A 24,136-nucleotide genomic window follows, 5' to 3' on the forward strand; every position below is an offset into this window, starting at 1 on the left:
AGCGATTAGGTAAATATTCTGAAAACGAGATTCCGAAATCGAATAATTCAAAACCGGTTATCGCGCGGGAATCCGTTGGGCGGCATTCGGCCGGCGGCGCCGCGCGCGACCTTCCACGGCGTCATGTCGGTTTCATTGCGGGTGCGGCCCGAGTCGCCCCCCATCGCCCAGGTCAGCCCGTCGGCCAGGCGGAAGGCGATGGCGTCAGACAGGCCGCCATCGCGATAGCGTTGCAGCTGGACGCCCTGCCCGCGCGCCATGCGCGGCATTTCGGAGATGGCGAAGACCAGCAATTTCCGGTTCTCGCCAATGACGGCAATGCTGTCCGCGTCGGCTGTCACAGGGTGGACGACCGCGAGCCGCGCGCCGGCGCGGACATTCACGACTTGCTTGCCCTTGCGCGTTTCCGCCATGATGTCGGCCATCGCAGCGATGAAGCCGCGCCCGTCGGACGAGGCAAGCAGCAGGTCGCCGCCAGCGCGCGCGGGCATCAGGGCAACGATCGCCCCTTCATTATCCATATCCACGAGCGAGCGCACCGGATCGCCGAACCCGCGGCCACCTGGCAGCTTATCCGACGACAGGGTGAAGACGCGCCCTGTGGACGTCGCCAGCAGCAGCTTGTCAGTGGTATAGGCATGGAAGGCGAATTGCGGGCCGTCCCCTTCCTTGAACTTGAGCGTATCGGCCGCCGCCAGATCGCGATGGCCACTCATGGCGCGAATCCAGCCGCGTTCAGAGAGGATCACGGTGATCGGCTCGCGCTCGATCATCGCTTCCAACGGGATTTCGCGCGCGGGCGCGGCTTCCTCGACCAATGTGCGGCGGCGCCCCAGATCGGTTTCGGGACCATAGCGCTTGCGCAGGGCGGCGAGGTCCTTCTTGAGCCGGGTGCGCTGCCGGGCCGGGCTTTCGACCAACTTTTCCAGTTCGTCGCGTTCCTTGAGCAGTTCGTCATGCTCGCGGCGAAGCTCCATTTCCTCCAGCTTGCGCAAGCTGCGCAGGCGCATGTTGAGGATCGCTTCGGCCTGGCGATCGGTAAGGCCAAATTCGGCCATCATCACCTCCTTTGGCTCGTCCTCCGTGCGGATGATCTCGATCACCCGGTCGAGGTTCAGATAGGCGATGATATAGCCGTCGAGTAGTTCGACCCGCGCCGCGATCTTGTCGAGCCGGTGACGCGCGCGCCGGACCAGCACGTCAATCTGGTGCCGCAGCCATTCGACCAGAAGAGGCTTCAATCCCAGCACGCGCGGCGTGTGCGTGGAGTCGAGCACATTGAGATTGAGGGGAAAGCGATTTTCGAGGTCAGTCAGGCGGAACAGGCTGTCCATCAGCACCTGATCGTCGACGGTGCGGGCGCGCGGTTCGATGACGATGCGGATGTCCGCGTCGGATTCGTCGCGCACATCGGCCAGGATCGGAAGCTTCTTGTCGTTGATCAGCGCCGCGATCTGCTCGATCAGTTTCGACTTCTGCACCTGGTAGGGAATTTCGGTGACGACCGCGATCCAGGTGCCGCGCCCATGATCCTCCTTGTGCCAGCGCGCGCGGGTGCGGAAGGCGCCGCGCCCGGTGGCATAGGCTTCGGCGATGATCGATGGACTGTCGACCAGCACGCCACCGGTGGGAAAGTCAGGCCCGCGCACGATCTGCATCAGCGCGCCATGATCGGCGTCGGGATCGTCGATCAGCAGGTTGGCGGCGTCGATCAACTCAGCGACATTGTGCGGCGGGATGCTGGTCGCCATCCCGACCGCGATGCCGCTGGCGCCATTGGCGAGCAGATTGGGGAAGAGGCCGGGAAACACCTCCGGCTCCTCATCCTCGCCATTATAGGTGGGGCGAAAATCGACGGTGCCTTCGTCCAGGCCCGCCATCAGATCGGCCGCCGCCTGGGTCAGGCGCGCTTCGGTATAACGCATGGCCGCAGCGTTATCGCCGTCGATATTGCCGAAATTCCCCTGCCCGTCGACCAGCGGCGTGCGCAAGGAAAAATCCTGCGCCAGCCGCACCATGGCGTCATAGACGGACGCGTCGCCATGCGGGTGATATTTACCGATCACATCGCCCACGACGCGGGCGCATTTCTTGTAGGCGGTGGTGTTGCGGGCAGGATTGGCGGTGAGCACGTCCGCGCTGGCCCCGCCCGGCTCCATCCGCAACAGCCGCATCGCCCAGAGCAGGCGGCGATGCACGGGCTTCAAGCCATCGCGCAGGTCCGGCAGCGAGCGCGCGGTAATGGTCGAGAGCGCGTAGACGAGATAGCGCTGGGACAGCGCTTCGTCGAAGGGATGGTCCTTGATGGCGTCGAACGGGTCGCGGAAGTCTGTCATTCGGTCCGGGATAGCAGCGCGCAGCGCTTTGGCCAAGAAGGGCGCCAGCCCTGTCTACTAGCCCGGTCAGCCGGCGCGCCAAGTCTTCCACAAGCCCTTGCCCCATTTATACGGCAAGCGGATGATATTGGGCCATTTGCGTCGTGGCAAAGTCGCTGCCGAAGCCGCCGATATCTCCGCCCTTACGTCCGCCTTCGCATTTTTGGCTGCTTCATCCCTGACGACTTTTAACGAGAAGCTCATCACGTCCTGCGGAATGACGAGCGGTCCGCCCGGGGCGGCATCAGCCAAGATTACGCCTGGGGGGGGAGCCCATTTCGTGCACCCCGGACGTCGGGCTTCAAGAAAGCCCATGGCATCGCCGCATAGCGCTTCGATCCGTGCCATCACGGCAGGATCGAGTTCCATGTGTGATGTAAGATGGGGACGCTTTTGAATCATATAGTCTGAGATGCGTGTACTGACCGTCGCACTCTTGCAAATTCTGTTCACGCAGAGAAGTGCACGCAGTTCCTGGTCAGTCAGAGATCGGTTGACGATTGCAGACTGGGCTGCGTCTACTCCAAATTGATCCGGATCCACCCCAATTGCTCGCGCGAAATCCCTTATGATATTCTTTGAGGAATATGAAAGTAAGATTACGTCACTGAAAATATCGAAGAACTTCTTGTGAACACCGTAGCTGGTCGCGGCCCGTTCAGCAAATTCTGAAAAGCTTCTTCGCTCTCCGTTGCGCTTAACAAATTGACCCCATACGGACCAGAGCCATGGATATGGATGCCGCGCCACGAGGATAATTTTGATCGAAAAATAGGACGACGCGATATTCTTGAAGAGATGAAGATTTTTTATCTGCGCGCCAGCTAAATATTCGGAAGACAATATCAGATGTGCGTAACTTTCGGAGGCCACCTGGTGGGACAGTCGGTCGATAATCACCTTGATTTCGGCGCGCGTGGCATCTTCATCCCCCGCGTCGCGTAGCAGAATATTTCCCAGTACCGACGCATTCCCTTCAAACAGCAATAAATCTTTGGGGACTGGATATAGGTAGCTGGAGGCCTTGAGCGTGTCAGCCTGACTGCCCAGCCACCGCTGAATGGCACTCGTCCCGGTTTTTCCCGGACCCACATGAAGATACAAATTCGGGCGGTTCGTCATAGATGCTCGGTTGGATAGGGAAAATAGGCTGATGGGCAATCGGCTGCGACTAGGCTGTTTGGGAGGACAATGCAAAACGCTCCGCTTTTTCCCCGGTGATAAGGGCCAGGCAAATGCTTCGACCCGTAATGTTGGTCAATCGCCCGATTGTATCGGGCGCGATCAAAAGGGTGAAACTTACCGAAAGAGGGGTTGCGGTTTGGGAGGAAAGCGCCACTTTGCGCCGGTGTCTGATTCTCCCCCTTCCCCAGCCGTCACCCCGCTCCGGGCCCCATCCGTCAGCTTACTGGAGGGCGCGGCGCTGTTTCTGGACTTTGACGGAACGCTAGCGCCGATCGCCGATACGCCCTGCGGCGTCGAGGTGGACGAAGAACTGATCGGGACGCTGTTGCGGCTGCGCGACGCGCTGGACGGGCGCTTGGCGATCGTCAGTGGCCGGTCGGTCGCGACGCTGCGGGACTTTGGCTTTACCGACTTCCTGATTGCCGGCACGCACGGATTGGAGTTCGCTACGCCGGGCGCGGACGTGGACGCGCCTGCGCGCCTGCCGGCGATCGACGCGGTGGAGGATGCGTTCAACGATTTCATTGCGGACAAGCCGGGCCTGCTGGTCGAACGCAAGACGATCAGCGTCGGGCTGCATTTTCGCGGCGCGCCGCAATGGGGCGACGAGGCCCGCGCGCTCGCCATGGCGCTCGCCAACGATCACGACCTGGCGGTGCAACCGGGCAAGATGCTGTTCGAACTGCGCCCGGGCGGCGCCGACAAAGGCAGCGCGGTGCGCCGCCTGATGGCGCAGGCCCCGATGGCGGGCGGCGTTCCCGTCTTCATCGGCGACGATGTGACCGATGAGGAAGGCTTTGCCGCCGCCGCCGAGCAGGGCGGCGCGGGGATACTGGTCGGCGCGCCGCGATCGACTTTTGCCGCCTTTGGGTTGGAACAGGTTGCCGCCGTCAGGCATTATCTGGCTGAAGGGGCTGCCCGGCTCGGCTGAACGGCGGCCTATTGGCTTGGTTGCAGTCAAAAAGGGGGCAGAAACATCAGCAACAGCAACGGCGAAACGCATGCCAGCGAACAGACGCTGGACCTTTGGCCCATCGGCAATTGCCAGGCGTCGGCTCTGATCGACCGCGCCGGGCGCATGGTTTGGGGCTGCGTGCCCCGCGTGGATGGCGACCCGGTCTTTTCCGCCCTGCTCGACGACCAGTCCTGGGATGATCCGGACGCACGCGGATTCTGGGCGATCGAACTGGAAAATGTCGTCGCGGTCGAACAACAGTATATTCGCAACACCCCGATACTCGTGACGCGCCAGCGCGATGCGCAGGGCAACGCGATCGAAACCTATGACTTCTGCCCGCGCCATCGGCACAAGGGGCGCATGTACCGCCCGGTCGCCTTCGTACGGATCGTCCGGCCGGTCGCGGGAAGCCCGCGCATTCGCGTGCGACTGCGCCCGACGACGAGCTGGAACGCGGAAACGGTGCCGATCAGCTACGGATCCAACCATATCCGCATGGTGCTGTCCTATATGGCGATGCGCGTATCGACCAACGCGCCCATCGGCCTCATCAGCCAGGAAAGCTGGTTTCGGCTGGAAGCCGACATGCATTTCTTCATGGGGCCGGACGAAGGCTTTTCCGACGCGCTTCGCCCCGCGATCGAACGGATGCTGGACGATACGATCCTGGAATGGCAGGTCTGGGTCCGGGGTCTTGCCATTCCCGCCGAGTGGCAGGAAGCGGTCATTCGATCCGCCATCACGTTGAAGCTGTGCCAGCATGAGGAAACCGGCGCGATCGTCGCGGCGCTGACGACGTCCATTCCCGAACATGCCGACAGCGGGCGTAACTGGGACTATCGCTATTGCTGGATTCGTGACGCATATTACACGGTGGAGGCACTCAACCGGCTGGGTGCGCTGGACGTGCTGGAAACCTATCTCGTCTATCTGCGCAATATCGTCGATGGCGCCAAGGGCGGGCATATCCAGCCGCTCTATGATGTCCGCGGCAATGCCACGCTGACGGAATGGGAGGCGCAAGCGCTGCCGGGCTATCGCGGCATGGGACCGGTGCGCGTTGGCAATGCGGCCTACGAACAGATTCAGCATGACGCCTATGGCCAGATCGTGCTGTCGTCGGTTCAGGGTTTCATCGACCAGCGTCTGCTGCGCATGGCGGGCCATGCCGATTTCGAGGCGCTGGAGGCGGTGGGCGAGCGCGCCTGGCAAGTCTATGACAAGCCCGACGCTGGCCTGTGGGAATTGCGCACCCGCGCCCATGTCCACAGCTATAGCGCAGTCATGTGCTGGGCGGCGTGCGATCGTCTGGCCCATGCGGCCAAGGCTTTAGGGCTGGACATGCGCGCGGCTTATTGGGAAAATCGCGCGGAAACGATGCGGGCGCGCATATTGGATGCGGCCTGGCGCAACGACAGCAATGCGATTTCGGCCAATTTCGAGGATGATTCGCGCGACGCTTCCTTGCTCCAGTTGCTCGACCTGCGTTTCCTGAGCGCCGATGACCCCAAGTTCACCGGGACATTGGCAGCACTGGAAGCGGACTTGCGGCGCGGCAACGACATGCTGCGATACAGCGCGCCCGATGATTTCGGTGAGCCGGTAACGGCGTTCAACGTCTGCACCTTCTGGCTGATCGAGGCGCTGCACCGCACCGGCCGCACCGAAGAAGCGCGCGAATTGTTCGAGGTCATGCTGTCCCGGCGCACGGCCGCGGGCCTGTTGTCGGAGGATATCGACCCCGTGACCGGGGAATTGTGGGGTAATTATCCCCAAACCTACTCGTTGGTCGGCATCATCAACTGCGCCGTCTTGCTGAGCAAACCGTGGAGCGCGATGCGATGAGCCGCCTGATTATCATCTCCAACAGGGTCAGTCGCCCCAGCAAGAGCGGCAATCAGGGTGGGTTGGCGGTCGCGCTGTCGCAGGCTTTGCGGGAAAGCCGGGGCATATGGGTTGGCTGGTCGGGCGAGGTGACCAACAATTTCACCGGCCATATCGGCTTTGCCGAATATGACGGCGTCAAGACCGCGACGATCGACCTGGAAGAACAGGATGTCGACGAATATTATAATGGCTATGCCAATAAGACGCTGTGGCCGCTATTTCACTTCCGCATCGACCTAGCCGAATATGCGCGCGATTTCGAAGGCGGCTATAACCGCGTCAACAAGCGCTTTGCCGAAACGACCAGCCCGCTGATCGAGCCGGACGACATCATCTGGGTTCATGACTATCACATGATCCCGCTCGGCCAGATGCTTCGCGACCGGGGCCTCAAGAACCGGATGGGCTTCTTCCTGCACATCCCCTGGCCACCCACGCGCCTGTTGGTGTCGCTGCCGCACCATACAAAGCTGGTCAGTTCGCTCTTCGCCTATGATGTGGTGGGATTTCATACCGAGGAATGGCTCGAATCCTTCCGTCATTATGTAGAGAAGGAAATGGGCGGCAAGGTTGACGGCGACTTCGTCACCGTGGGCGACCGCACGATCCAGGCGATCGCCTGCCCCATCGGCATCAATGCGCAGGAATTCGCCGACGCCGCCATCAGCGACGCGGCGAAGGACATGTACGGGCAGGTTCGCGCATCCTTGCAGGACCGGTCGTTGATCGTAGGTGTCGATCGACTGGATTACAGCAAAGGGCTGGAGGAGCGGTTCAACGGCTATGCCCGGTTCCTGAAAGATCATCCCGAACATCATCGCCAGGTCGTGCTGACGCAGATCGCGCCGCCTTCGCGTGGAGAGGTGGAAAGCTATCGCGACATTCGCGCGACGCTGGATTCGCTCGCTGGCCGGATCAACGGCGAATATAGCGATGTCGACTGGACGCCGATCCGTTACGTCAACCAGGGCTATCCCCGCGACAAGCTGGCCGGCATCTATCGCGCGGCGCGGATCGGACTGGTGACGCCTTTGCGCGATGGCATGAACCTGGTGGCCAAGGAATATGTCGCGGCGCAGGACCCGGAGGACCCCGGCGTTCTGGTGCTGTCGCGCTTTGCCGGCGCTGCGATCCAGTTGCGCGACGCGCTGCTCATCAATCCCTATAGCAGCGAAGAAATGTCCGATGCGATCAACCGCGCGCTGGCGATGCCGCTCGACGAACGCAAGCGGCGCTGGCGCGCAATGATGGACAGCGTGGAAAAGCAGGATATCAGCTGGTGGCGTCAGACCTTCACCGACCGGCTGACAGCGGCCGAGCCGATCCGCAAAAAGTCAGCCGCAGCGCCCGCGGAGGGTTGAGCCCGAACAGCGCGCTCGCTAGGCCTCGCGGATGCAGCAGGACGACGATGAGGACATAGGCGGATTTTTATCTGCTATTCAGGCCCGGTCGGGCGTCATTATCGCCACGGTGGGACTGATCGCCTGGGTCGCGCTGCTGTGGTTCATGTTTGCCGATGTTCTCTAGCAACAGGGGAGCGCCCTGCCCCGCCAATTGCACCGGCGGTGAGTTTGTTCTAAAGGCCTGCCCGAACAGCCCCGGCACCCGCTGATCCTTTCCGATTCGCGATTGCCGGGGCGCATTGTTTTTGAGAAAAAAGGTCAGGAACGCGCATGGCCCGTCGCCGCCAGATTTACGAAGGCAAGGCAAAGATCCTCTATGAAGGCCCCGAACCGGGCACGATCATCCAATATTTCAAGGATGACGCCACCGCCTTCAACGCGCAGAAAAAAGGCACGATCTCCGGCAAGGGCGTGCTCAATAATCGCATTTCCGAGCATATCTTCACGCTGCTCGGCCAGATCGGCGTGCCCACCCATTTTATTCGTCGGCTTAACATGCGCGAGCAGCTGATCCGGCAGGTCGAAATCGTGCCGATCGAGGTGATCGTGCGCAATGTGGCTGCCGGATCGCTCTCCAAGAAACTGGGGATCGAGGAAGGCACGCAGTTGCCGCGCACGCTGATCGAATATTGCTACAAGGATGACGCGCTCGGCGACCCGCTGGTGTCCGAAGAGCATATTGCCTGCTTCGGCTGGGCGACGCAGGAGGAAATGCACGATATTGCCGACATGGCGATCCGCGTGAATGATTTCCTGTGCGGCCTGTTCGCCGGCATCGGCATACGCCTCATCGACTTCAAGCTGGAGTTCGGGCGGCTTTATGACGGCGATTACAGCCGCATCATCCTGGCCGACGAAATCAGCCCGGACGGATGCCGGCTATGGGACATGGCCACCAACGAGAAGCTGGACAAGGACCGGTTCCGCCGCGATCTGGGCGGCGAAGTCGAAGCCTATCAGGAAGTGGCGCGGCGGCTGGGCCTGTTGCCCGAAGGACTGGACACCACCGTCCTCGACCTCGACACCCATCGCAAGAAGCGCGAGAAGGAATAGGAAAAAGGCCGGCCACAGCGCCGGCCTTTTTCATGGCGTCACGCCATCAGGGCATCGGCCATCAATTTGAGGCCGAGCAGGATCATCAGCACATAGATGAGCGTGTAGAAGCGCGCGGGGTCAACCCGCCGCACCAGCGCGACGCCCGCGAATGTTGACAGGATCGCGACCGGCGCCAGCATCGCGGTGGCGGCCAGATTGTCGTGGGTGAACTGCCCCAGGGCGGCATAGGCCGGAACCTTCATCCAGTTCATCGCAGCAAAAGCGAAGGCGGTCGTGCCCACCAGCATGTCGCGCGAAAGCTTCTTGGGCAATACCCACATCTGAAAAGGCGGTGAGCCGGCATGCGCGATCTGGCTGGTGAAACCGCTGGCGATCCCGAACAGAAAACCGACCCAGGCTGGCGAATTGGACGGCAGCGTGACCGCACCGCCCCGCTCGACCCACAGACGTTGCAAGCCGAACAGCACCGAAATGCCACCCAATACCCCCAGGACCGCGACTTCCGACACCTTTGCTGCAAAGAGCCAGCCAAGCATAACCCCGACCGCCGCGCCCGGCAGCATGACCGCAAGGATCCGTCCGTCCCAGCTGCGCCGATAGGCCCAGACGCTGACCGCATCCTGCAAGATCAGGATCGGCAACAGGATCGCAGCGCCCCGGACCGGATCAATGGCCAGCGCCAGGATGGGCATGGCAAGCGCGCCCACGCCCGCAAAGCCTCCCTTGGCCAGCCCGGATATGATAACGGCGACCAGCGCGCAGACGATGTAGATGGCATCGACATCAACCGGCATGGCGCAGCACTAGCGAACAGGCACAAGTCAGGTGCCGCCCCGCCTTGAACGGGCCGGGATCGCCTGTCGTCAATTCATCGCCAGGATCATGTTCCGCACCTGCGGGTAGACCTGCTTTTCCCATTTGCTGCCGGAAAACACGCCATAATGGCCAACGCCCGGTTGAAGATGATGACGCTTGAGATGGGGGCGCAGACCCGTGCACAGCGCGTGGGCGGCGGACGTCTGACCCACGGCGCAGACATCGTCACGCTCGCCCTCGACCGTCAGCAACGCGGTCTTGCGGATCGCACCGAGATCGATCTTGCGGCCGCGCACCGTGAGTTCCCCCTTGGCGAGCAGGGTTCGTTGGAACACCATGTCGACGGTCTCGAGGTAAAATTCCTTGGTCATGTCGTGGACGGCGAAATATTCCTCGTAGAATGTCTTGATCTTGTCCGCTTGTTCCGTCTTGCCGTCGGCCAGCAACTGATAGAGTTCGCGATGCTGCGCTCCGTGCCGGGCCATGTTCATGGACACGAACGCGGACAGTTGCAAGAAGCCGGGATAGACCTCCCGCCCGCGCCCCGCATAGCGGAACGGAACGACGGAAATCAGATTTTCCTCGAACCATTTGATCGGTTTTTCATTGGCGAGATCATTGACCGCAGTGGGCGCGGCGTTGGGATCGATCGGCCCGCCCATCAGGGTCATGGATCGCGGAGTCGCCTTGTCCTGATCCTCCGACATCAAGGCGACGGCCGCCATGGCCGGCACGCATGGCTGGCATACGGATACGAGGTGCGCGCCCTCCCCCAATTCCTGCAGGAAACGGATCACATAGTCGACATAGTCGTCGAAGCCGAAGCGACCGGCGGACAGAGGAACGTCCCGCGCGTTTTTCCAGTCGGTGATGTAGACATCATGATCGCGCAGCAACGTTTCGACCGTGTTGCGCAGCAAAGTCGAGAAATGGCCGGACATCGGCGCGACCACGAGCACACGCGGCTGATCGACGGCGACGTCGTCCTTCACGAAATGAAGCAGGTTGCCAAAGGGCATGTCGAGCGCGACTTCTTCACGCACGGCCACCTGCGCATTACCGCTCTGCACCAGGTTGATATCGTAGGCCGGCCGCTTGTGGGTCAGCTTCGCGCCCTGAAACACGTCCATCAATGCGAACATTCGGCGCGGCATCGCCCATTCTGCCATCGGGCCCATCGTCTTGCGCAGGCCGAGCGCCCATTCGGCGCCCAGGCGCGCGGGCGCCAGCATGTCGTTCCAGGCCTGATAGCCGCTGTAGAGCATCCGCATGATCGCAAACTTGCCTTATATTGACCCTATGAACCGAATCGGTTCCTTGATGAAACGCTATACAGGCATTTTCTGTTGCACTGCACCATCATAAATGGGAACCTGCGCAGGATAGCGAGGGGTAAAGCCATGGCCGACGCGCAAATCACTCTTTCCAGCCGCACCTATTCATCCTGGTCGCTACGGGGCTGGTTGCTCTGTCGACTCGCGGGGCTGACGGTACAGGAACAGATGGTCGCCCTTGACGACCCTGACAACCGCGCGGAGTTGCTGCTGCTTTCTCCCTCCGTGCTGGTGCCGCGCCTGACCCATGAGGGCGCAAGCGTCTGGGACACGCTGGCTATCGCGGAATATCTGCACGAACTGTATCCTGATGCGGGCATGTATCCCACCGATCGCGTCGCCCGCGCCCGGTGTCGGTCGGTATCGGGCGAAATCCATTCGGGCTTCATCAACCTGCGGTCCGCGCTGCCGATGAACCTGAAGGTCCGGCACGATCGCTTCCCGATCTTCCCCGGCGCCCGCCCCGACATCGAGCGGGTCGAGACGATATGGGCGGAATGTCTGGGCGATTATGGCGGCCCCTGGTTGTTCGGCGCCTCACCCACCGTGGCCGACGCGATGTTCGCGCCCGTGGTGCAGAGATTCCTGACCTACGCCGTGGCGGTGAGCCCGATGTCGGCCGCCTATTGCGAAACCATAAACGAGTGGCCGCTGATGCGCGAATGGATCGACGGCGCCCGTCAGGAGCCCGACGAAATGATCGAGTTGGAGACCGAATTCTAGGGCCTTTCCCCTCCGTCCTTAGGGGCGTAAGGCTATGTGCATGACTGTTCGCACGATGCTCCTGGCCCTGGGCCTGTCCGCCGCCCCTCTCCTCCCCGCCGCCGCTCAAGCCCAGGCGATCGCCCCTGATCGACTGGAATCCTCCGTGCGCACATTGGCGTCCGACCTGTTTCAGGGGCGCGCGCCCGGCACCATCGGAGAGGAGCGGACGATCGGCTATCTCGTCGGCCGGTTCGAGGCGCTGGGGCTGGAACCGGGTGGCCCCGACGGCCAGTGGGTGCAGACAGTGCCGTTGCTGCACACTCAATTGGGCACGCCCACGCAACTTGCCGTGACCCAGGGGAGCGCGACAACGCCGTGGACCTTTGGCGAAAATGTCTATGTGTCGACCCTGCAACCCAAGGACAATGTCAGCATCGACAAGGTGCCGATGGTCTTCGTGGGCTATGGCGTTTCCGCGCCCGAACGGGGCTGGGACGACTTCAAGGGTGTGGATCTGAAAGGCAAGGTCGCCGTCTTCCTGGTCAACGATCCCGATTTCGAAGCGGTGAAGGGCGAGGACGCCGTCGGCAAGTTCGGCGGCAAGACCATGACCTATTATGGCCGCTGGACCTACAAGTTCGAGGAAGCCGCGCGGCGCGGCGCGATCGGCGCGCTTATCGTGCATGATACGCCCGGCGCTGGCTATGGCTGGAATGTGGTAAAAAGCCCGGGCGGTGAGAATTACGACCTTGTCCGCCCTGCCGACAGGCTGACAAGCCTTCAGCTTCAGGGCTGGATTGCGGGCGAGGCGGCCAAATCCTTGTTTGCCGGTGCGGGTCAAGATCTGGCGGCCCTGCGTAAAAAGGCGCGGTCAGCGGCGTTCAAGCCGGTCGAGTTGAAAGGCGCGACCTTTACCGCGAGCTTCCCGGTTACACAGGATGTGGTGCAGAGCGCCAATGTGCTCGCCCGCATCCCGGGGGCCAAACGCCCCGACGAAACGATCATGTATGGCGCGCATTGGGACGCCTATGGCAAGGGCGAACCCGATGCGCAGGGGCGTATCTATCGCGCCGGGGCGAATGATGACGCATTGGGCATCGCCGGCATGTTCGAGATTGCCCGCGCGTTCAAAGCCGGGCCAGCGCCTGACCGCTCCATCCTGTTTGCCGCCTGGACGGCCGAGGAACGCGGCCTGCTGGGGTCCGAACATTATGCGCTGAACCCGGTCTATCCGCTCGACAAGACCGTCGCGAACCTGACCATCGATATCCTCCAGACCGCCGGCAAGGCGAAGGATGTCATTCTGGTCGGCAAGGGACAGAATATGCTGGAGGACGATCTTGCTCGTTTCGCCGCCCGGCAAGGGCGCGTCGTGACGCAGGAAAGCCTGCCCGAACGCGGGCTTTTCTATCGCGCCGACCATTTCTCCATGGCGAAACGCGGCGTGCCGGTGCTGCTGATGATGGGCATTGCCGGGGCATCCGACCTGGTTCATGGGGGCCGCGCCGCCGGGCAGGCGTGGGTCGATGCCTATACGGGCAATTGTTATCATCAGGCGTGTGACGCGGTGGACGACAGCTGGAATCTGGACGGCGCGGCGCAGGACATCGATCTGATGCTCGACATCGGGCGCGACCTTGCCACGTCGGACCGCTGGCCGGAATGGAAGCCCGGCTCCGAGTTCAAGGCGATCCGCGACAAGAGCGCGGGGGTCAGGAAATAACCCGGCCCGTGCCGGTTCAACCTAGCCGATAAAGCGCAGCGCCATGCGGCGGCAGATGGGCGACGATACGCTGCGCCTGTGTGCCAAGCCCCTTGCCTTCCCAAAGGTCGCGTATGGCGACGGGGCGGCTGAGGCCAAGGGTGCTGAGGTCGATGCCGACCTCGCGCGCCTTGTCGCTGGTGTTGAACAGCGCGAGATAACGGTCCGCGCTGCCCTCCGCATTGGCGGACCAGATGCGCGTGCCATCCTCGACGAAATGCGGGCAGTTGTCGCGGCTTGCCTGGTTGACCGCAATCACCTCCCGATTGGTGAGCAGCGCCAGCGTCGCGGCGTCGAGGTGGCGCAGGTCACCGCCCATGATCAGCGGCGAACGGGCGATCGCCCAGAGCGTCATCAGCGTGCGCTGCTCGTCAGGCGTGAAGCGGGTATCGCGCTCGCCCAACGCCAGCCGGCCGAGCGGCAGCATGTCGGCGTCGGGCCAGCTGCCCGGCCCACGCCAGGGCGTCCAGTTTTCCAGGCGCGTAAACTGCGCCTCCAGCATTGGCCATTCATCCCAGAAGTCGTCCGAGATGCGCCACATCTGCGCATATTTTCGAACATGATCGCCGCGGATCACCGGCGTTTCCCCGGGAGAGAGACTAAGGATGATGGGGCGGCCGGTCGCCTGAATCGCCTTGTGCGCCGCCTCGACCTCCGCCGCATGGGCGTCGTAGGGACGGCTCATATCGTCCATCTTGACGAAATCGACGCCCCAGTCGGCATAGAGGCGGAAGATGCTGTCATAATAGGCCTGCGCGCCGGGCCGGGCCATGTCCACGCCATACATGTCCGGGTTCCACGAGCAGATGCTGGTCCGGTCGGCGATGTCGGCGGCACGATAGCCAGTGCCAAGGATCGGCAGATTTGCCTCCACAGCCGCGCGCGGGATGCCGCGCATGACATGGATGCCGAATTTGAGGCCCAGCGCGTGCACCGCCTGCGCCAGCGGCGCGAAGCCCTTGCCCCCTACGCTGGAGGGGAAGCGATTGGGCGCGGGGATCATCCGGCCATGCGCGTCCATCGCGGGCCTGGGCTTTGCGTTATAGGCGTAGCTCGACGCCTCGGGTTCATACCACTGGATGTCGACGGTGAAGATATCATAGCCGAACGGCAGCAACTTGTCGGCCATGATCTGCGCGGTTTCGCGCGCCTGTGCTTCAGTAATGGTGGTGGCGAAGCTGTTCCAGCTGTTCCAGCCCATGGGCGGGCGCGGCGCGAGCATGGGTGCGCCATCGCCGGCCTTGCGCTGCGACGTTTGCGCGACCGCCGCAGCCGTCAGTCCCACCATGCTGCCCGCCAGCACCGTACGGCGGCTCGTTTCCAGATGCATCCTCTTCATTTGTAGGAGTAAACCCCTGTCGCCCCGCGAGATCAAGCGCTAAGCACTTGGCGGGCCGGAACAGGCATGATTTAACCACGCCCATGTTGATCCGCCTCACCCGCCTGGCCGTTGCCGCCGGCCTGCTTGCCAGCACCGCCCTTTTCGCCCAGCGGCCCGCGTCCGATCCCGTCGATGCCGTCGATCCCTTCATCGGCACGAACGGCGAAGGCCACACCTTTCCCGGCGCGGTGGCGCCGTTCGGCATGGTGCAGCTTTCGCCCGATACGCATGTAGGGCCTGCGCGCGAAACCTATGACTGGGCGTCGGGCTATCGGCACGAGGATCCAGTCATCCTGGGCTTTTCCCACACCCATTTTTCGGGCGCAGGCCATAGCGACCTGGGTGATTTCCTGGTCATGCCGGTCACCGGGGACACAGTGCCGTTGCGATCGGGCGACGCGACGACGCCGGGATTCCGGTCACACAAGGCGGACGAAGTCGCATCCCCGGGCTATTATGCCGTCACCCTGACCGATCCGGCCGTGCGAGCGGAAATGACGGCCGGCACGCGTGTGGGCGTGCATCGCTATGCCTTCCCGGCCGGCAAGGCGGCGCACCTCATGCTCGATCTGCGCAGCATCATCTATGATTATCCCGGAAAAATCCTGTGGTCGTCAGTGCGGATTCGGCCGGATGGCACGATCACCGGATCGCGCGAAGTGCGGGGATGGGCTACGCCGCGCCGGATTTTCTTCGCCATGCGCTTTTCCGCGCCGATGACGGGCCACAAGCTGGTCAGCACGGAGGAGAATATTCTCTACAAGGGGTTCAAGGGGCCGGGGCGCGGCCCCGAAACGCTCGATGCGCTGTCCGGCCGTGCTCTGGTGGCGCAATTTGACTTCGGACTGCTTACCAAAGCGCTGGAGGTGAAGGTTGCGCTGTCAGGCGTGGACGAGGCTGGCGCGATTGCGAACCTCGCCAGCGAGCCGGGTGATTTCGACGCGGTCCGCACGCGCACGCGCGCGGCCTGGAACGCGGCGCTGGACAGGGTCAAGATCGACGCGCCGCAGCCCATGCGCACCAACATCTATACCGCCGTCTATCACAGCCTGATGGCGCCGAGCGTTTGGGGCGATGCAGACGGGCGCTGGCGCGGCCCCGATGACCAGGTGCATGACAGCGCTGGATTCACCATGCATTCCACCTTTTCCCTGTGGGACACGTTTCGCGCCGAACATCCGTTGCTGACGCTGATCCAGCCGGACGCGAAGAATGCGGACTTCGTGAACTCGCTGGTCGTCGGCCAGAAGGCTAGCCCGTTCGGCATCCTGCCCGTCTGGCAATTTGCGGGCAAGGAAACCTGGACCATGATCGGCTATCATGCCGTCCCGGTGATCGCGGACGCGTGCCTGAAGGGCATCGTGGGCATAGATTGCGCAGCCGCGCTCAAGGCGATGGTCGCCAGCGCCGACTATGCGCCCTATGGCGGCCTGGGCGACTATATGTCGCTGGGCTATGTGCCGATAGACCGCGAACCCGAAGCGGCATCCAAGACTGTCGAATATGCCTTTGACGACTGGGCCATTGCGCGACTTGCCCGCACGCTGGGTGAGACCGCGATCGCCGCCAGGTTCGAAAAACGCGCGCAGAATTGGCGCAACAGTTTCGATGCGAAGACCGGATTCCTGCGCGCGCGCAAGGCCGACGGCACATTTCGCGTGCCGTTCGACCCGACCGCGATCAACTATGGGTCAGACTATACGGAAGGGAATGCCTGGCAATATAGCTGGTTCATGCCGCACGATCAGGGCGGGCTGTTCCGGCTGCTGGGCGGGGACGCCAAGGCCGTCGCCAAGCTCGACGCCATGTTCGATTATGACAACAGCCAGATCGACTATAGCCATGCCGAGGATATCGCCGGCCTGATCGGTCAATATATCCACGGCAATGAGCCCAGCCACCATGTGGCCTATCTGTATAACTACGCAGGACAGCCATGGCGCACGCAGGAGCGGCTGAAGCAGATTGTCGAGAGCCAGTATAAGCCCACACCCGACGGGCTGGCGGGCAATGACGATCTGGGTCAGATGTCCGCCTGGCTGGTGTTCACGGCGCTCGGCTTCTATCCGGTGGCGCCAGGCAGCAACGAATATGTGATCGGCCGCCCCTTCGTCGATCGAGCGGAAATGACGCTGCCCGGTGGACAGCGTTTCACGGTCGTTGCGGACGGACTGTCGGACGCAAATCGCTATGTCGGCCGCGTGACGCTGAACGGCAGCCCGTTGGAGCGCAGCGTCATCACCGATGCGCAGATCCGTGCGGGCGGCGAATTGCGCTTCACGATGCAGGCGAGGCCGAACACGTCCTGGGCGACGAAACCCAGCGCGCGTCCCTTTTCCACCACACGCTATCGTCCCTGAGCGCTCAGCCAGCCGGCAAGCGCTTTACGTAAAGCGATTCAGCCAGATAGCCGCGCAGCATCGTGCGATCGATCGCCAGCTTGCCGTCCTTCCCGCCGGCAAGGCAGGAGGAGAGCGTTGGCATTGTTTGCTGCAAGGCGGATTTTTCCGCGGCGCTGCCAGGTTCGGCGCGCAGCATCGCGTCCGCAGCCGGTGCGTTGCGCGCGACGATGCAGTCGGCATAGGCATGATAAGGGGATTGCTGCGCATCCGCCCGCGCGGTCAGCGGCGCGTCCGGCATCGGCGCAGCCTCTACCGGCTTTGGATAGGCGCGCAGATAAAGTTGTTCGGCGATCGCCCCGCGCATCCAATTGCCCTTCATCCGCAACTTGCCGTGGTGCAGGCAGTTGGCGCGTTGCTGGGCGATGCGGATCAGCATGTCCCGCTCATCCGTCGAACCGGGCGATGTCGCGAGCAACTGTCTGGCTCCGGTCGGATTGCCGGCGACCACGCATTGGGCGAAACGCTGCATCCAGCGCTTCGCTTCGGCGCTGTCCACGGGCGCGGTGTTGCGCGGACGATCGGCCTGATCGGGCCGCCCGCGATAGGCGGCGCTGCGATCCTGCGCCACGGCCGGCGTCCCGACCAATGATGCTGCGATGAGCGGAAGAACAAGGGCGCGCATATCATGCCTTTCTTCGTCAGGACGGAGAGATCCTTGCACAAGGATTGCCGGAATCAAGACTGATGCGACGAACCGGACAAAGAAAAAGGGCTCCTCCCGCTTGGGGAGAAGCCCTTCTTCATTACTGCATCGCGCGATCAGGCGGCGAGTTTGCGCAGCACATATTGGAGGATGCCGCCGTTCAGGAAATATTCCAGTTCGTTGACGGTATCGATGCGGCACAGCGCGGTGAAGCTGAAGGTCGACCCATCGGCGCGCGTGACCTTCACCTCAACATCCTGGCGGGGCTTGAGGTCGGCGACACCTTCGATGGTGAAGCTGTCATCGCCCTTGAGGCCCAGCGTCTCGCGGCTTTCACCATCCTTGAACTGCAACGGGAGCACGCCCATGCCGACCAGATTGGAGCGGTGGATGCGCTCGAAGCTCTCCACGATCACCGCGCGCACGCCCAGCAGGTTGGTACCCTTGGCCGCCCAGTCGCGCGACGATCCGGTGCCATATTCCTTGCCGCCGATGACCACCAGCGGCGTGCCGTCCGCCTTGTGCTTCATCGCCGCATCGTAGATGGGCATGACTTCGCCATTATAGCTGGTCATGCCGCCCTCGACGCCGTCCAGCATCTGGTTCTTGATGCGGATATTGGCGAACGTGCCGCGCATCATGACTTCATGATGGCCACGGCGCGCGCCATAGCTGTTGAAGTCGGCCTTGCTGACTTGATGCTCCATCAGCCACTTGCCCGCCGGGCTGTCGACCTTAATCGAACCGGCCGGCGAAATATGGTCGGTGGTGATGGAGTCGCCGAAGATGGCGAGCGGCTTGGCACCCTGAATGTCGGTCACGGCATCGGGGGTCATCGACATGCCCTCGAAATAGGGCGGGTTGGCGACATAGGTCGAACCGGCGCGCCACTGATAGGTGTCCGAACCGGTCACTTCGATCGCCTGCCAATGGGCGTCGCCCTTGTAGACATTGGCGTAGCGGGCCTGGAACATCTGGCGGTCCATGCAGCCGGCCATGACGGTCGAAACCTCGTCATTGCTGGGCCAGATGTCCTTCAGATACACCGCTTCGCCATCCTTGCTGGTGCCGATCGGGGTCGTGATGAAATCTTCTACCACGGTGCCCTTGAGCGCATAGGCGACGACCAGCGGCGGGCTGGCGAGGAAGTTGGCGCGCACGTCGGGCGACACGCGGCCTTCGAAGTTGCGGTTGCCCGAAATGACGGCGGCGGCAACCAGGCCATTGTCGTTGATCGCCTTGCTGATCGGTTCGGCCAGCGGGCCGGAATTGCCGATGCAGGTGGTGCAGCCATAGCCCACCAGGTTAAAGCCGATGGCATCGAGATGCGACTGAAGGCCGGCCTTTTCCAGATAGTCCGTCACCACCTGGCTGCCGGGCGCGAGCGAGGTCTTGACCCAAGGCTTGGGCTTGAGGCCCAGCTCGTTCGCCTTCTTGGCGACCAGACCGGCCGCGACCAGAACGCCGGGGTTCGACGTGTTGGTGCAGCTGGTGATCGCGGCGATGGTGACGTCGCCATCACCAATGTCGAAATCCTTGCCCTCGACCGGCACGCGCTGCTGCGCCTTCTTATAGGTCTTTTCCATGTCGGCGTTGAACACGTCGTCGACGTCGGGCAGCGACACGCGGTCCTGCGGACGCTTGGGACCGGCAAGGCTGGGGACGACCGTCGACAGGTCAAGCTCCAGCGTATCGGTGAACACCGGCTCGACCGCCGGGTCGATCCAGAAGCCCTGCTCCTTGGCATAGGCTTCGACCAGCGCGATATTCTCTTCGGTGCGGCCGGTCAGGCGCATATAGTCCAGCGTCTTGTCGTCGATGCCGAAGAAGCCGCAGGTCGCGCCATATTCGGGCGCCATATTGGCGAGCGTCGCGCGGTCGGCGAGCGACAGCGTGGCGAGGCCCGGACCGAAATATTCGACGAAGCGGCCAACGACGCCGCGCGCGCGCAGCATCTGGGTGCAGGTAAGGACGAGGTCGGTCGCGGTGACGCCCTCGTTCAATGTGCCAGTAAATTTGAAACCGACGACTTCAGGGATCAGCATCGAGACGGGCTGACCCAGCATCGCGGCTTCCGCCTCGATGCCGCCCACGCCCCAGCCCAGCACGCCAAGGCCGTTCACCATGGTGGTGTGGCTGTCTGTGCCGACGCACGTGTCGGGATAGGCGACAGTGACGCCGTCAGGCCCTTCGCTCGACCAGACGGCCTGCGCGATATTTTCCAGGTTCACCTGGTGGCAGATGCCGGTGCCGGGGGGCACGGCGTAGAAATTGGCGAGGCTCTTGCTGCCCCATTTCAGGAAGTCGTAGCGCTCCATGTTGCGTTGATATTCGATTTCCACATTCTGCTCGAACGCCTGGGGCGTGCCGAATTCGTCAACCATGACCGAGTGGTCGATGACGAGGTGGACGGGAACCTGCGGATTGATCTTGGCGGCGTCGGCGCCCAGCGCCGTCATCGCGTCGCGCATCGCGGCAAGGTCGACGACGCAGGGGACGCCGGTGAAATCCTGCATCAGCACGCGCGCCGGGCGATACTGGATTTCGCGCTGCGCCTGGCCGCGATCCTTCTGCCAGTCAACGATCGCCTGAATGTCGTCGGTGGTGACGGTGACGCCGTCTTCGAAGCGCAGGAGATTTTCGAGCAGCACCTTCATCGAGAAAGGCAGGCGCGAAACGTCTCCAAGCTTTGCAGCGGCCTTCTTGAAGGAATAATAGGCAATGTCCTTGCCGCCGACATTCATCATGTCGCGGGTGCCCAGCGTGTCCTGTCCGATGGCGGTCATAAGATGTGCGTCTCCTCGCGTGGCGCTCCGCCAGAGGATGACGCGATTCCACCAGAACCTCGCCGGACAGCGAACGGACTGGACGGCGAAGGTCAGGGATGCGCCCCAACCGGTGGTCGAAGCAGGTATGTCCCGATGGTGCAGCGCCATACAGAATGGGGCGGCAGTGTCAAATGGACAAAATCGCCGAATATCCCGCCTGTTCGCGATTTCCCCTGCTAACGATTCGCAAGAGGAAACAAGGTCCCTGAGCGGCGTTTGGATTTGGATCAACAGGGGACCCCCATTCATGCCGATACCCTTGCCCGGCTGCGCGAACGACGCCGCAGGCCATGTGCGCGCCTATCGCCCCGGTCGGGCGATGCCCTGCCCTTCCTGTGGGGAAAGCCAATGGCTGGTGGGCCGGGTCATGGCGCAATGCGCCTGCTGCGAAGCCGCCCTGCCGATCGACGCCGCCTATCGCGGCTGGTCCGGCGCCGGCACCGCCTTCCGGCCATTGGAACGGCTGCCGACCGCCTGATCAGGCCTCTAGCGCCCTTTCGGCCGCGATCCAGGCGTCAATCTGGCTTTCCAGCACGGTCAGGGGCACCGCGCCCTGCGCCAGCACCGCGTCGTGAAAACGGCGCAGGTCGAAATTTTTCCCCAGGGCTTTTTCCGCCCTGACGCGCAACTCGCGTATCTTGATCTCGCCCAGCTTGTACCCAAGCGCCTGACCCGGCCAGCTGATATAGCGGTTCACTTCGGCATCGATATTGGCGTCCGACAGAGCGCTGTTCGTCTTCATGAACGCTACGGCGCGCGCCTTGTCCCATCCCTTGGCGTGGATGCCGGTATCGACCACGAGGCGGCAGGCGCGCCACATCTCATAGGACAGGCGACCCATCATCTTTTCAGGCGTGTCATACAGGCCCATCTCTTCACCCAGATATTCGGTGTAGAGCGCCCAGCCTTCGACATAGGCGGTGAAGCCGGCAAGATATTTGCGGAAAGGCGGCAACGGCAATTCCTGTTGCAGCGCGATCTGATTATGATGGCCCGGCACCGCCTCATGCGCGGTCAGCGCCGGCACCTCCCAGAAAGGACGCTGATCCAGCTTGGACGTGTTGACCCAATAGGTGCCCGAAATGCCCGATTCCGGTGCGCCCGGTCCATAATAGGCCGTGGTGGTCCCTTCCGCTTCGGCGGCCGGAATAGGCTTGAGGCCATAGGGCAGGCGCGGCAGCGTACCGAAATAGCGCGGCAGCAGTCCATCGATCGTCTTGGCCTGCCGCGCCGCGACGCGCAGCAATTCTTCCGGCGTCTTGGCATAATAGGACGGATCGGTGCGCAAATGAGCGATGTATGCCGCGCGATTGGGATAGCCCGTCTGGGCGGCGATATCGTCCATGCGCCGGCCGATCCGGGCGACTTCGTCCAGACCGATCTGGTGGATTTGATCGGGCGTCAGGTCAGTCGTGGTATGCGCCTTCACGCGGCTGGCATACCAGGCCGCGCCGCCCGGCAGCGACGAGGCGCTGTCGCTCTTGCGGCAATGGGGCAGATAGTCCGCAACGAACAGGTCATGCCAATTGCGATATTCCGGCGTCAGCACGTCGCGGATGAGCGTCACCGCGCGGGCCTGCATCGCGGCCCAGTCGGCATCGCTGACGTCGCGCGGCCTGGGGCGCTTGAAGGGTTCGTAAAAGCGCGTGTCCTGCGGCTTTCCCTCCACGATGCCGCTGATCGTGCCGGCATAATTTTGAAGGACGGAACAGGGTTGAACATAGCCACCGGCGATGGCCTGCCGCGTGATGTCGAGCGCGTCTGCATTTTGCTTCGGGTAAAGTGCCAGCCGCTTAAGATAGCTGTCATAATCCGCGCGATTATAGAAAGGCAGGCCATCAGCCATGCCGGAAAATCCCTGATGCCAGCCATAATAGGTGGTGAACAGCATCAGCCGTTCTGCCTGATGGCCATCGCTGGCGATGTCGTCGCGCAGCATCCAGAGCAGGACATTGCGGTTGACGCGGTCCGCCGCGCTTAATTCCGCTTCGGGCACCGCCTCCAATCGGCTGACGAATTGCCGTTCGGCCTTTATCTGCGCATCGCGCGCCGCCAGCGACATGTCGTAGATGCGATCGTCATAGCTACGCACGCCCCGCGCGGTCGCTTCGACGGGATGGATCGACAGATACCATTTCCAGTGATCGTCGAGAATGCGGGCAAGCTGGGCCTGCGCCGTCGATGTCCGGGTGGGGGGGGCCGCAAAGTCCTGCGCCTGGACGGCGATGGGAATGGCGGCAAGGCAGAAGGGAGCAATGGCGGTATAGAGGATTTTGCGCATGGTAGCGATGGTGCCCGCCGACATGCGCATTTGGCAAGACCGATTATGTCCGATGGCTTAGGCCAGCATGACCTTGCGCCAGGCGATTATGCAGGGGCTACGCCTTCTGCCTCGACAACGTCCTCGCCGATATGAATGCCGCGCACACGAACCTGCTTTTCAACTAAGTCGACCGGAACCCGCAAGAGTACCAGCCGGTAGCTCCCGCCATCGTCCCGGCGAAGCAGGAAGCCGGCCGCGTCGCGCACCAGCCTCCCGGTTTCGTCGATAGTGGCGCCGACCGCCATCATGATGCTTAGTCGATGGCGTCCTTGACGCCCTTCCCGGCCAGAATGCCGAGGACCAGGAAGACGACAAACACCGCCAGTGCGATGAAGAACAGGATTTTGGCAATGCCGACGAAAGTGCCGGCTGCGCCGCCAAAGCCGAGCAACGCCAGCACGGCTGCGATGACCAGCGAAATGATCGCGAGCTTGATCATGAGTAAGATCCTCAAATCGATAGAAAGATATTTCTCCAACCCCCGACCGGCCGGCTTGTTCCACCTGCGTAGCGGATAGTTCGACATGCCTAATGCCATATTAAGGTTGAATATCATAAGGTTGGTTGAACCGGCGGCAGCTTGGAACCGTTTGGAAGGCAGATTGCCCGACGCCCATAGGAAGGAGACGGTTATGCACAATCATACCATCAGCAAGCTGGATGACCTCATCACCACGCTGATCGACAGCGTGAAGGGATATGAGCATAGCGCGGAAAAGGCGAAATCCGCGCCATTTGAAACCCTGTTTCGCGATCTGGCCGCCGAACGGCAGGCAGCGGTTGGACTGCTGCAGGAACGCAGCCGCCAGCTTGACGGCAAGCCCAATGAATTCGGGTCCGCCGCAGGCACGGTCCACCGGTGGATCGAGGATATCCATGTCGCCTTGGGTGGCGGCGACAAGGCGATCATCCAGGCGATCGACCGCGGCGAGGATTATCTCAGCGAAGAATTCGCGCGTGTATTGAAAGACGATGCCATCGACGCGGAAACGCTGGCCGTCGTTCGCCGCGCGCATGATTCCGTGCGCCACGGGCTGACGATGGTCGATCAGTTGAAGCAGCAGGTCGTCGCCTGACG

Annotated in this window: 20 protein-coding genes; 10 read left to right on the plus strand and 10 right to left on the minus strand. The window is 62.4% G+C overall.

All coding sequences use genetic code 11. From position 1 onward, the window contains the following. Window positions 1-47: 47 nt before the first annotated feature. The gene (parC, locus tag LL253_RS09675) at window positions 48-2,336 is read right to left on the minus strand and encodes a DNA topoisomerase IV subunit A (RefSeq protein ID WP_228222184.1); all 2,289 of its coding nucleotides are present in this window, start codon (window positions 2,334-2,336) and stop codon (window positions 48-50) included. A 66-nt stretch (window positions 2,337-2,402) separates the two neighbouring features. Continuing rightward, a complete protein-coding gene (locus LL253_RS09680; protein WP_228227054.1) occupies window positions 2,403-3,497 on the minus strand; it encodes a hypothetical protein in 1,095 nt (364 codons plus the stop codon). Between the two features lie 226 nt (window positions 3,498-3,723). Between LL253_RS09680 and otsB the strand changes: the two genes are divergently transcribed. From otsB to purC, 5 genes are all read left to right on the plus strand, one after another. Continuing rightward, entirely contained in the window at window positions 3,724-4,491 is a 768-nt protein-coding gene (gene otsB, locus LL253_RS09685) for a trehalose-phosphatase (RefSeq protein ID WP_228227055.1), read from the plus strand. An 87-nt stretch (window positions 4,492-4,578) separates the two neighbouring features. Further along, window positions 4,579-6,363 (plus strand): glycoside hydrolase family 15 protein, encoded by a 1,785-nt coding sequence (locus LL253_RS09690; RefSeq protein WP_266100950.1) that lies wholly within the window; start codon window positions 4,579-4,581, stop codon window positions 6,361-6,363. Continuing rightward, window positions 6,360-7,766 (plus strand): alpha,alpha-trehalose-phosphate synthase (UDP-forming), encoded by a 1,407-nt coding sequence (otsA, locus tag LL253_RS09695; RefSeq protein WP_009821979.1) that lies wholly within the window; start codon window positions 6,360-6,362, stop codon window positions 7,764-7,766. Before LL253_RS09690 ends, otsA begins: the two co-directional genes overlap by 4 nt. Before the next feature lie 31 nt (window positions 7,767-7,797). Next, window positions 7,798-7,932, plus strand: a complete 135-nt coding sequence (locus LL253_RS19775) for a hypothetical protein (RefSeq protein ID WP_009821978.1) — start codon at window positions 7,798-7,800, stop codon at window positions 7,930-7,932. 146 nt (window positions 7,933-8,078) lie between these two features. Continuing rightward, on the plus strand, window positions 8,079-8,861 hold the full coding sequence (purC, locus tag LL253_RS09700) for a phosphoribosylaminoimidazolesuccinocarboxamide synthase (protein WP_009821977.1): 783 nt from the start codon (window positions 8,079-8,081) through the stop codon (window positions 8,859-8,861). Window positions 8,862-8,899: 38 nt separating this feature from the next. Here purC and LL253_RS09705 read toward each other — a convergent pair whose 3' ends face one another. Then, the gene (locus LL253_RS09705; protein ID WP_228227056.1) at window positions 8,900-9,658 is read right to left on the minus strand and encodes a sulfite exporter TauE/SafE family protein; all 759 of its coding nucleotides are present in this window, start codon (window positions 9,656-9,658) and stop codon (window positions 8,900-8,902) included. A 69-nt stretch (window positions 9,659-9,727) separates the two neighbouring features. Then, window positions 9,728-10,951: a polyhydroxyalkanoate depolymerase gene (locus LL253_RS09710; RefSeq protein WP_228222181.1), complete on the minus strand. Its 1,224-nt coding sequence runs from the start codon at window positions 10,949-10,951 to the stop codon at window positions 9,728-9,730. A 129-nt stretch (window positions 10,952-11,080) separates the two neighbouring features. On the opposite strand from LL253_RS09710, the gene LL253_RS09715 reads away from it, so the two are divergent. Further along, window positions 11,081-11,737, plus strand: coding sequence for a glutathione S-transferase (locus LL253_RS09715; protein WP_228227057.1), 657 nt, complete (start codon window positions 11,081-11,083; stop codon window positions 11,735-11,737). A gap of 34 nt (window positions 11,738-11,771) precedes the next feature. Continuing rightward, window positions 11,772-13,442 carry a M28 family metallopeptidase gene (locus LL253_RS09720; protein ID WP_228227058.1) on the plus strand — a complete coding sequence of 557 codons (1,671 nt, stop codon included), beginning with the start codon at window positions 11,772-11,774 and terminating at the stop codon, window positions 13,440-13,442. Between the two features lie 16 nt (window positions 13,443-13,458). Here LL253_RS09720 and LL253_RS09725 read toward each other — a convergent pair whose 3' ends face one another. Further along, window positions 13,459-14,811: a glycoside hydrolase family 27 protein gene (locus LL253_RS09725; RefSeq protein WP_228227141.1), complete on the minus strand. Its 1,353-nt coding sequence runs from the start codon at window positions 14,809-14,811 to the stop codon at window positions 13,459-13,461. A 92-nt stretch (window positions 14,812-14,903) separates the two neighbouring features. Here LL253_RS09725 and LL253_RS09730 point away from each other — a divergent pair, with 92 nt between their 5' ends. Continuing rightward, window positions 14,904-17,222, plus strand: a complete 2,319-nt coding sequence (locus LL253_RS09730; protein ID WP_228227059.1) for a GH92 family glycosyl hydrolase — start codon at window positions 14,904-14,906, stop codon at window positions 17,220-17,222. Between the two features lie 4 nt (window positions 17,223-17,226). On the opposite strand, the gene LL253_RS09735 is transcribed toward LL253_RS09730, so the two are convergent. Together LL253_RS09735 and acnA are read right to left on the minus strand one after the other, a co-directional pair. Continuing rightward, complete coding sequence (locus LL253_RS09735; RefSeq protein WP_156784154.1) at window positions 17,227-17,886, minus strand: hypothetical protein; 660 nt, start codon at window positions 17,884-17,886, stop codon at window positions 17,227-17,229. 137 nt (window positions 17,887-18,023) lie between these two features. Then, complete coding sequence (gene acnA / locus LL253_RS09740; protein ID WP_228227060.1) at window positions 18,024-20,693, minus strand: aconitate hydratase AcnA; 2,670 nt, start codon at window positions 20,691-20,693, stop codon at window positions 18,024-18,026. 289 nt (window positions 20,694-20,982) lie between these two features. Here acnA and LL253_RS09745 point away from each other — a divergent pair, with 289 nt between their 5' ends. Continuing rightward, window positions 20,983-21,213, plus strand: coding sequence for a hypothetical protein (locus tag LL253_RS09745; RefSeq protein WP_228227061.1), 231 nt, complete (start codon window positions 20,983-20,985; stop codon window positions 21,211-21,213). Here LL253_RS09745 and LL253_RS09750 read toward each other — a convergent pair whose 3' ends face one another. From LL253_RS09750 to LL253_RS09760, 3 genes are all read right to left on the minus strand, one after another. After that, the gene (locus tag LL253_RS09750; RefSeq protein ID WP_407696093.1) at window positions 21,214-23,016 is read right to left on the minus strand and encodes a DUF885 domain-containing protein; all 1,803 of its coding nucleotides are present in this window, start codon (window positions 23,014-23,016) and stop codon (window positions 21,214-21,216) included. Window positions 23,017-23,102: 86 nt separating this feature from the next. Continuing rightward, window positions 23,103-23,306, minus strand: a complete 204-nt coding sequence (locus LL253_RS09755) for a DUF5818 domain-containing protein (RefSeq protein WP_228222174.1) — start codon at window positions 23,304-23,306, stop codon at window positions 23,103-23,105. Window positions 23,307-23,311: 5 nt separating this feature from the next. Then, window positions 23,312-23,497, minus strand: coding sequence for a DUF1328 domain-containing protein (locus LL253_RS09760; RefSeq protein WP_009821964.1), 186 nt, complete (start codon window positions 23,495-23,497; stop codon window positions 23,312-23,314). A gap of 193 nt (window positions 23,498-23,690) precedes the next feature. On the opposite strand from LL253_RS09760, the gene LL253_RS09765 reads away from it, so the two are divergent. Beyond that, on the plus strand, window positions 23,691-24,134 hold the full coding sequence (locus LL253_RS09765) for a PA2169 family four-helix-bundle protein (protein WP_228227063.1): 444 nt from the start codon (window positions 23,691-23,693) through the stop codon (window positions 24,132-24,134). The last annotated feature ends 2 nt before the right edge of the window (window positions 24,135-24,136 follow it).

Source organism: Sphingobium soli, assembly GCF_020782245.1.
GTDB classification, from domain to species: domain Bacteria; phylum Pseudomonadota; class Alphaproteobacteria; order Sphingomonadales; family Sphingomonadaceae; genus Sphingobium; species Sphingobium soli.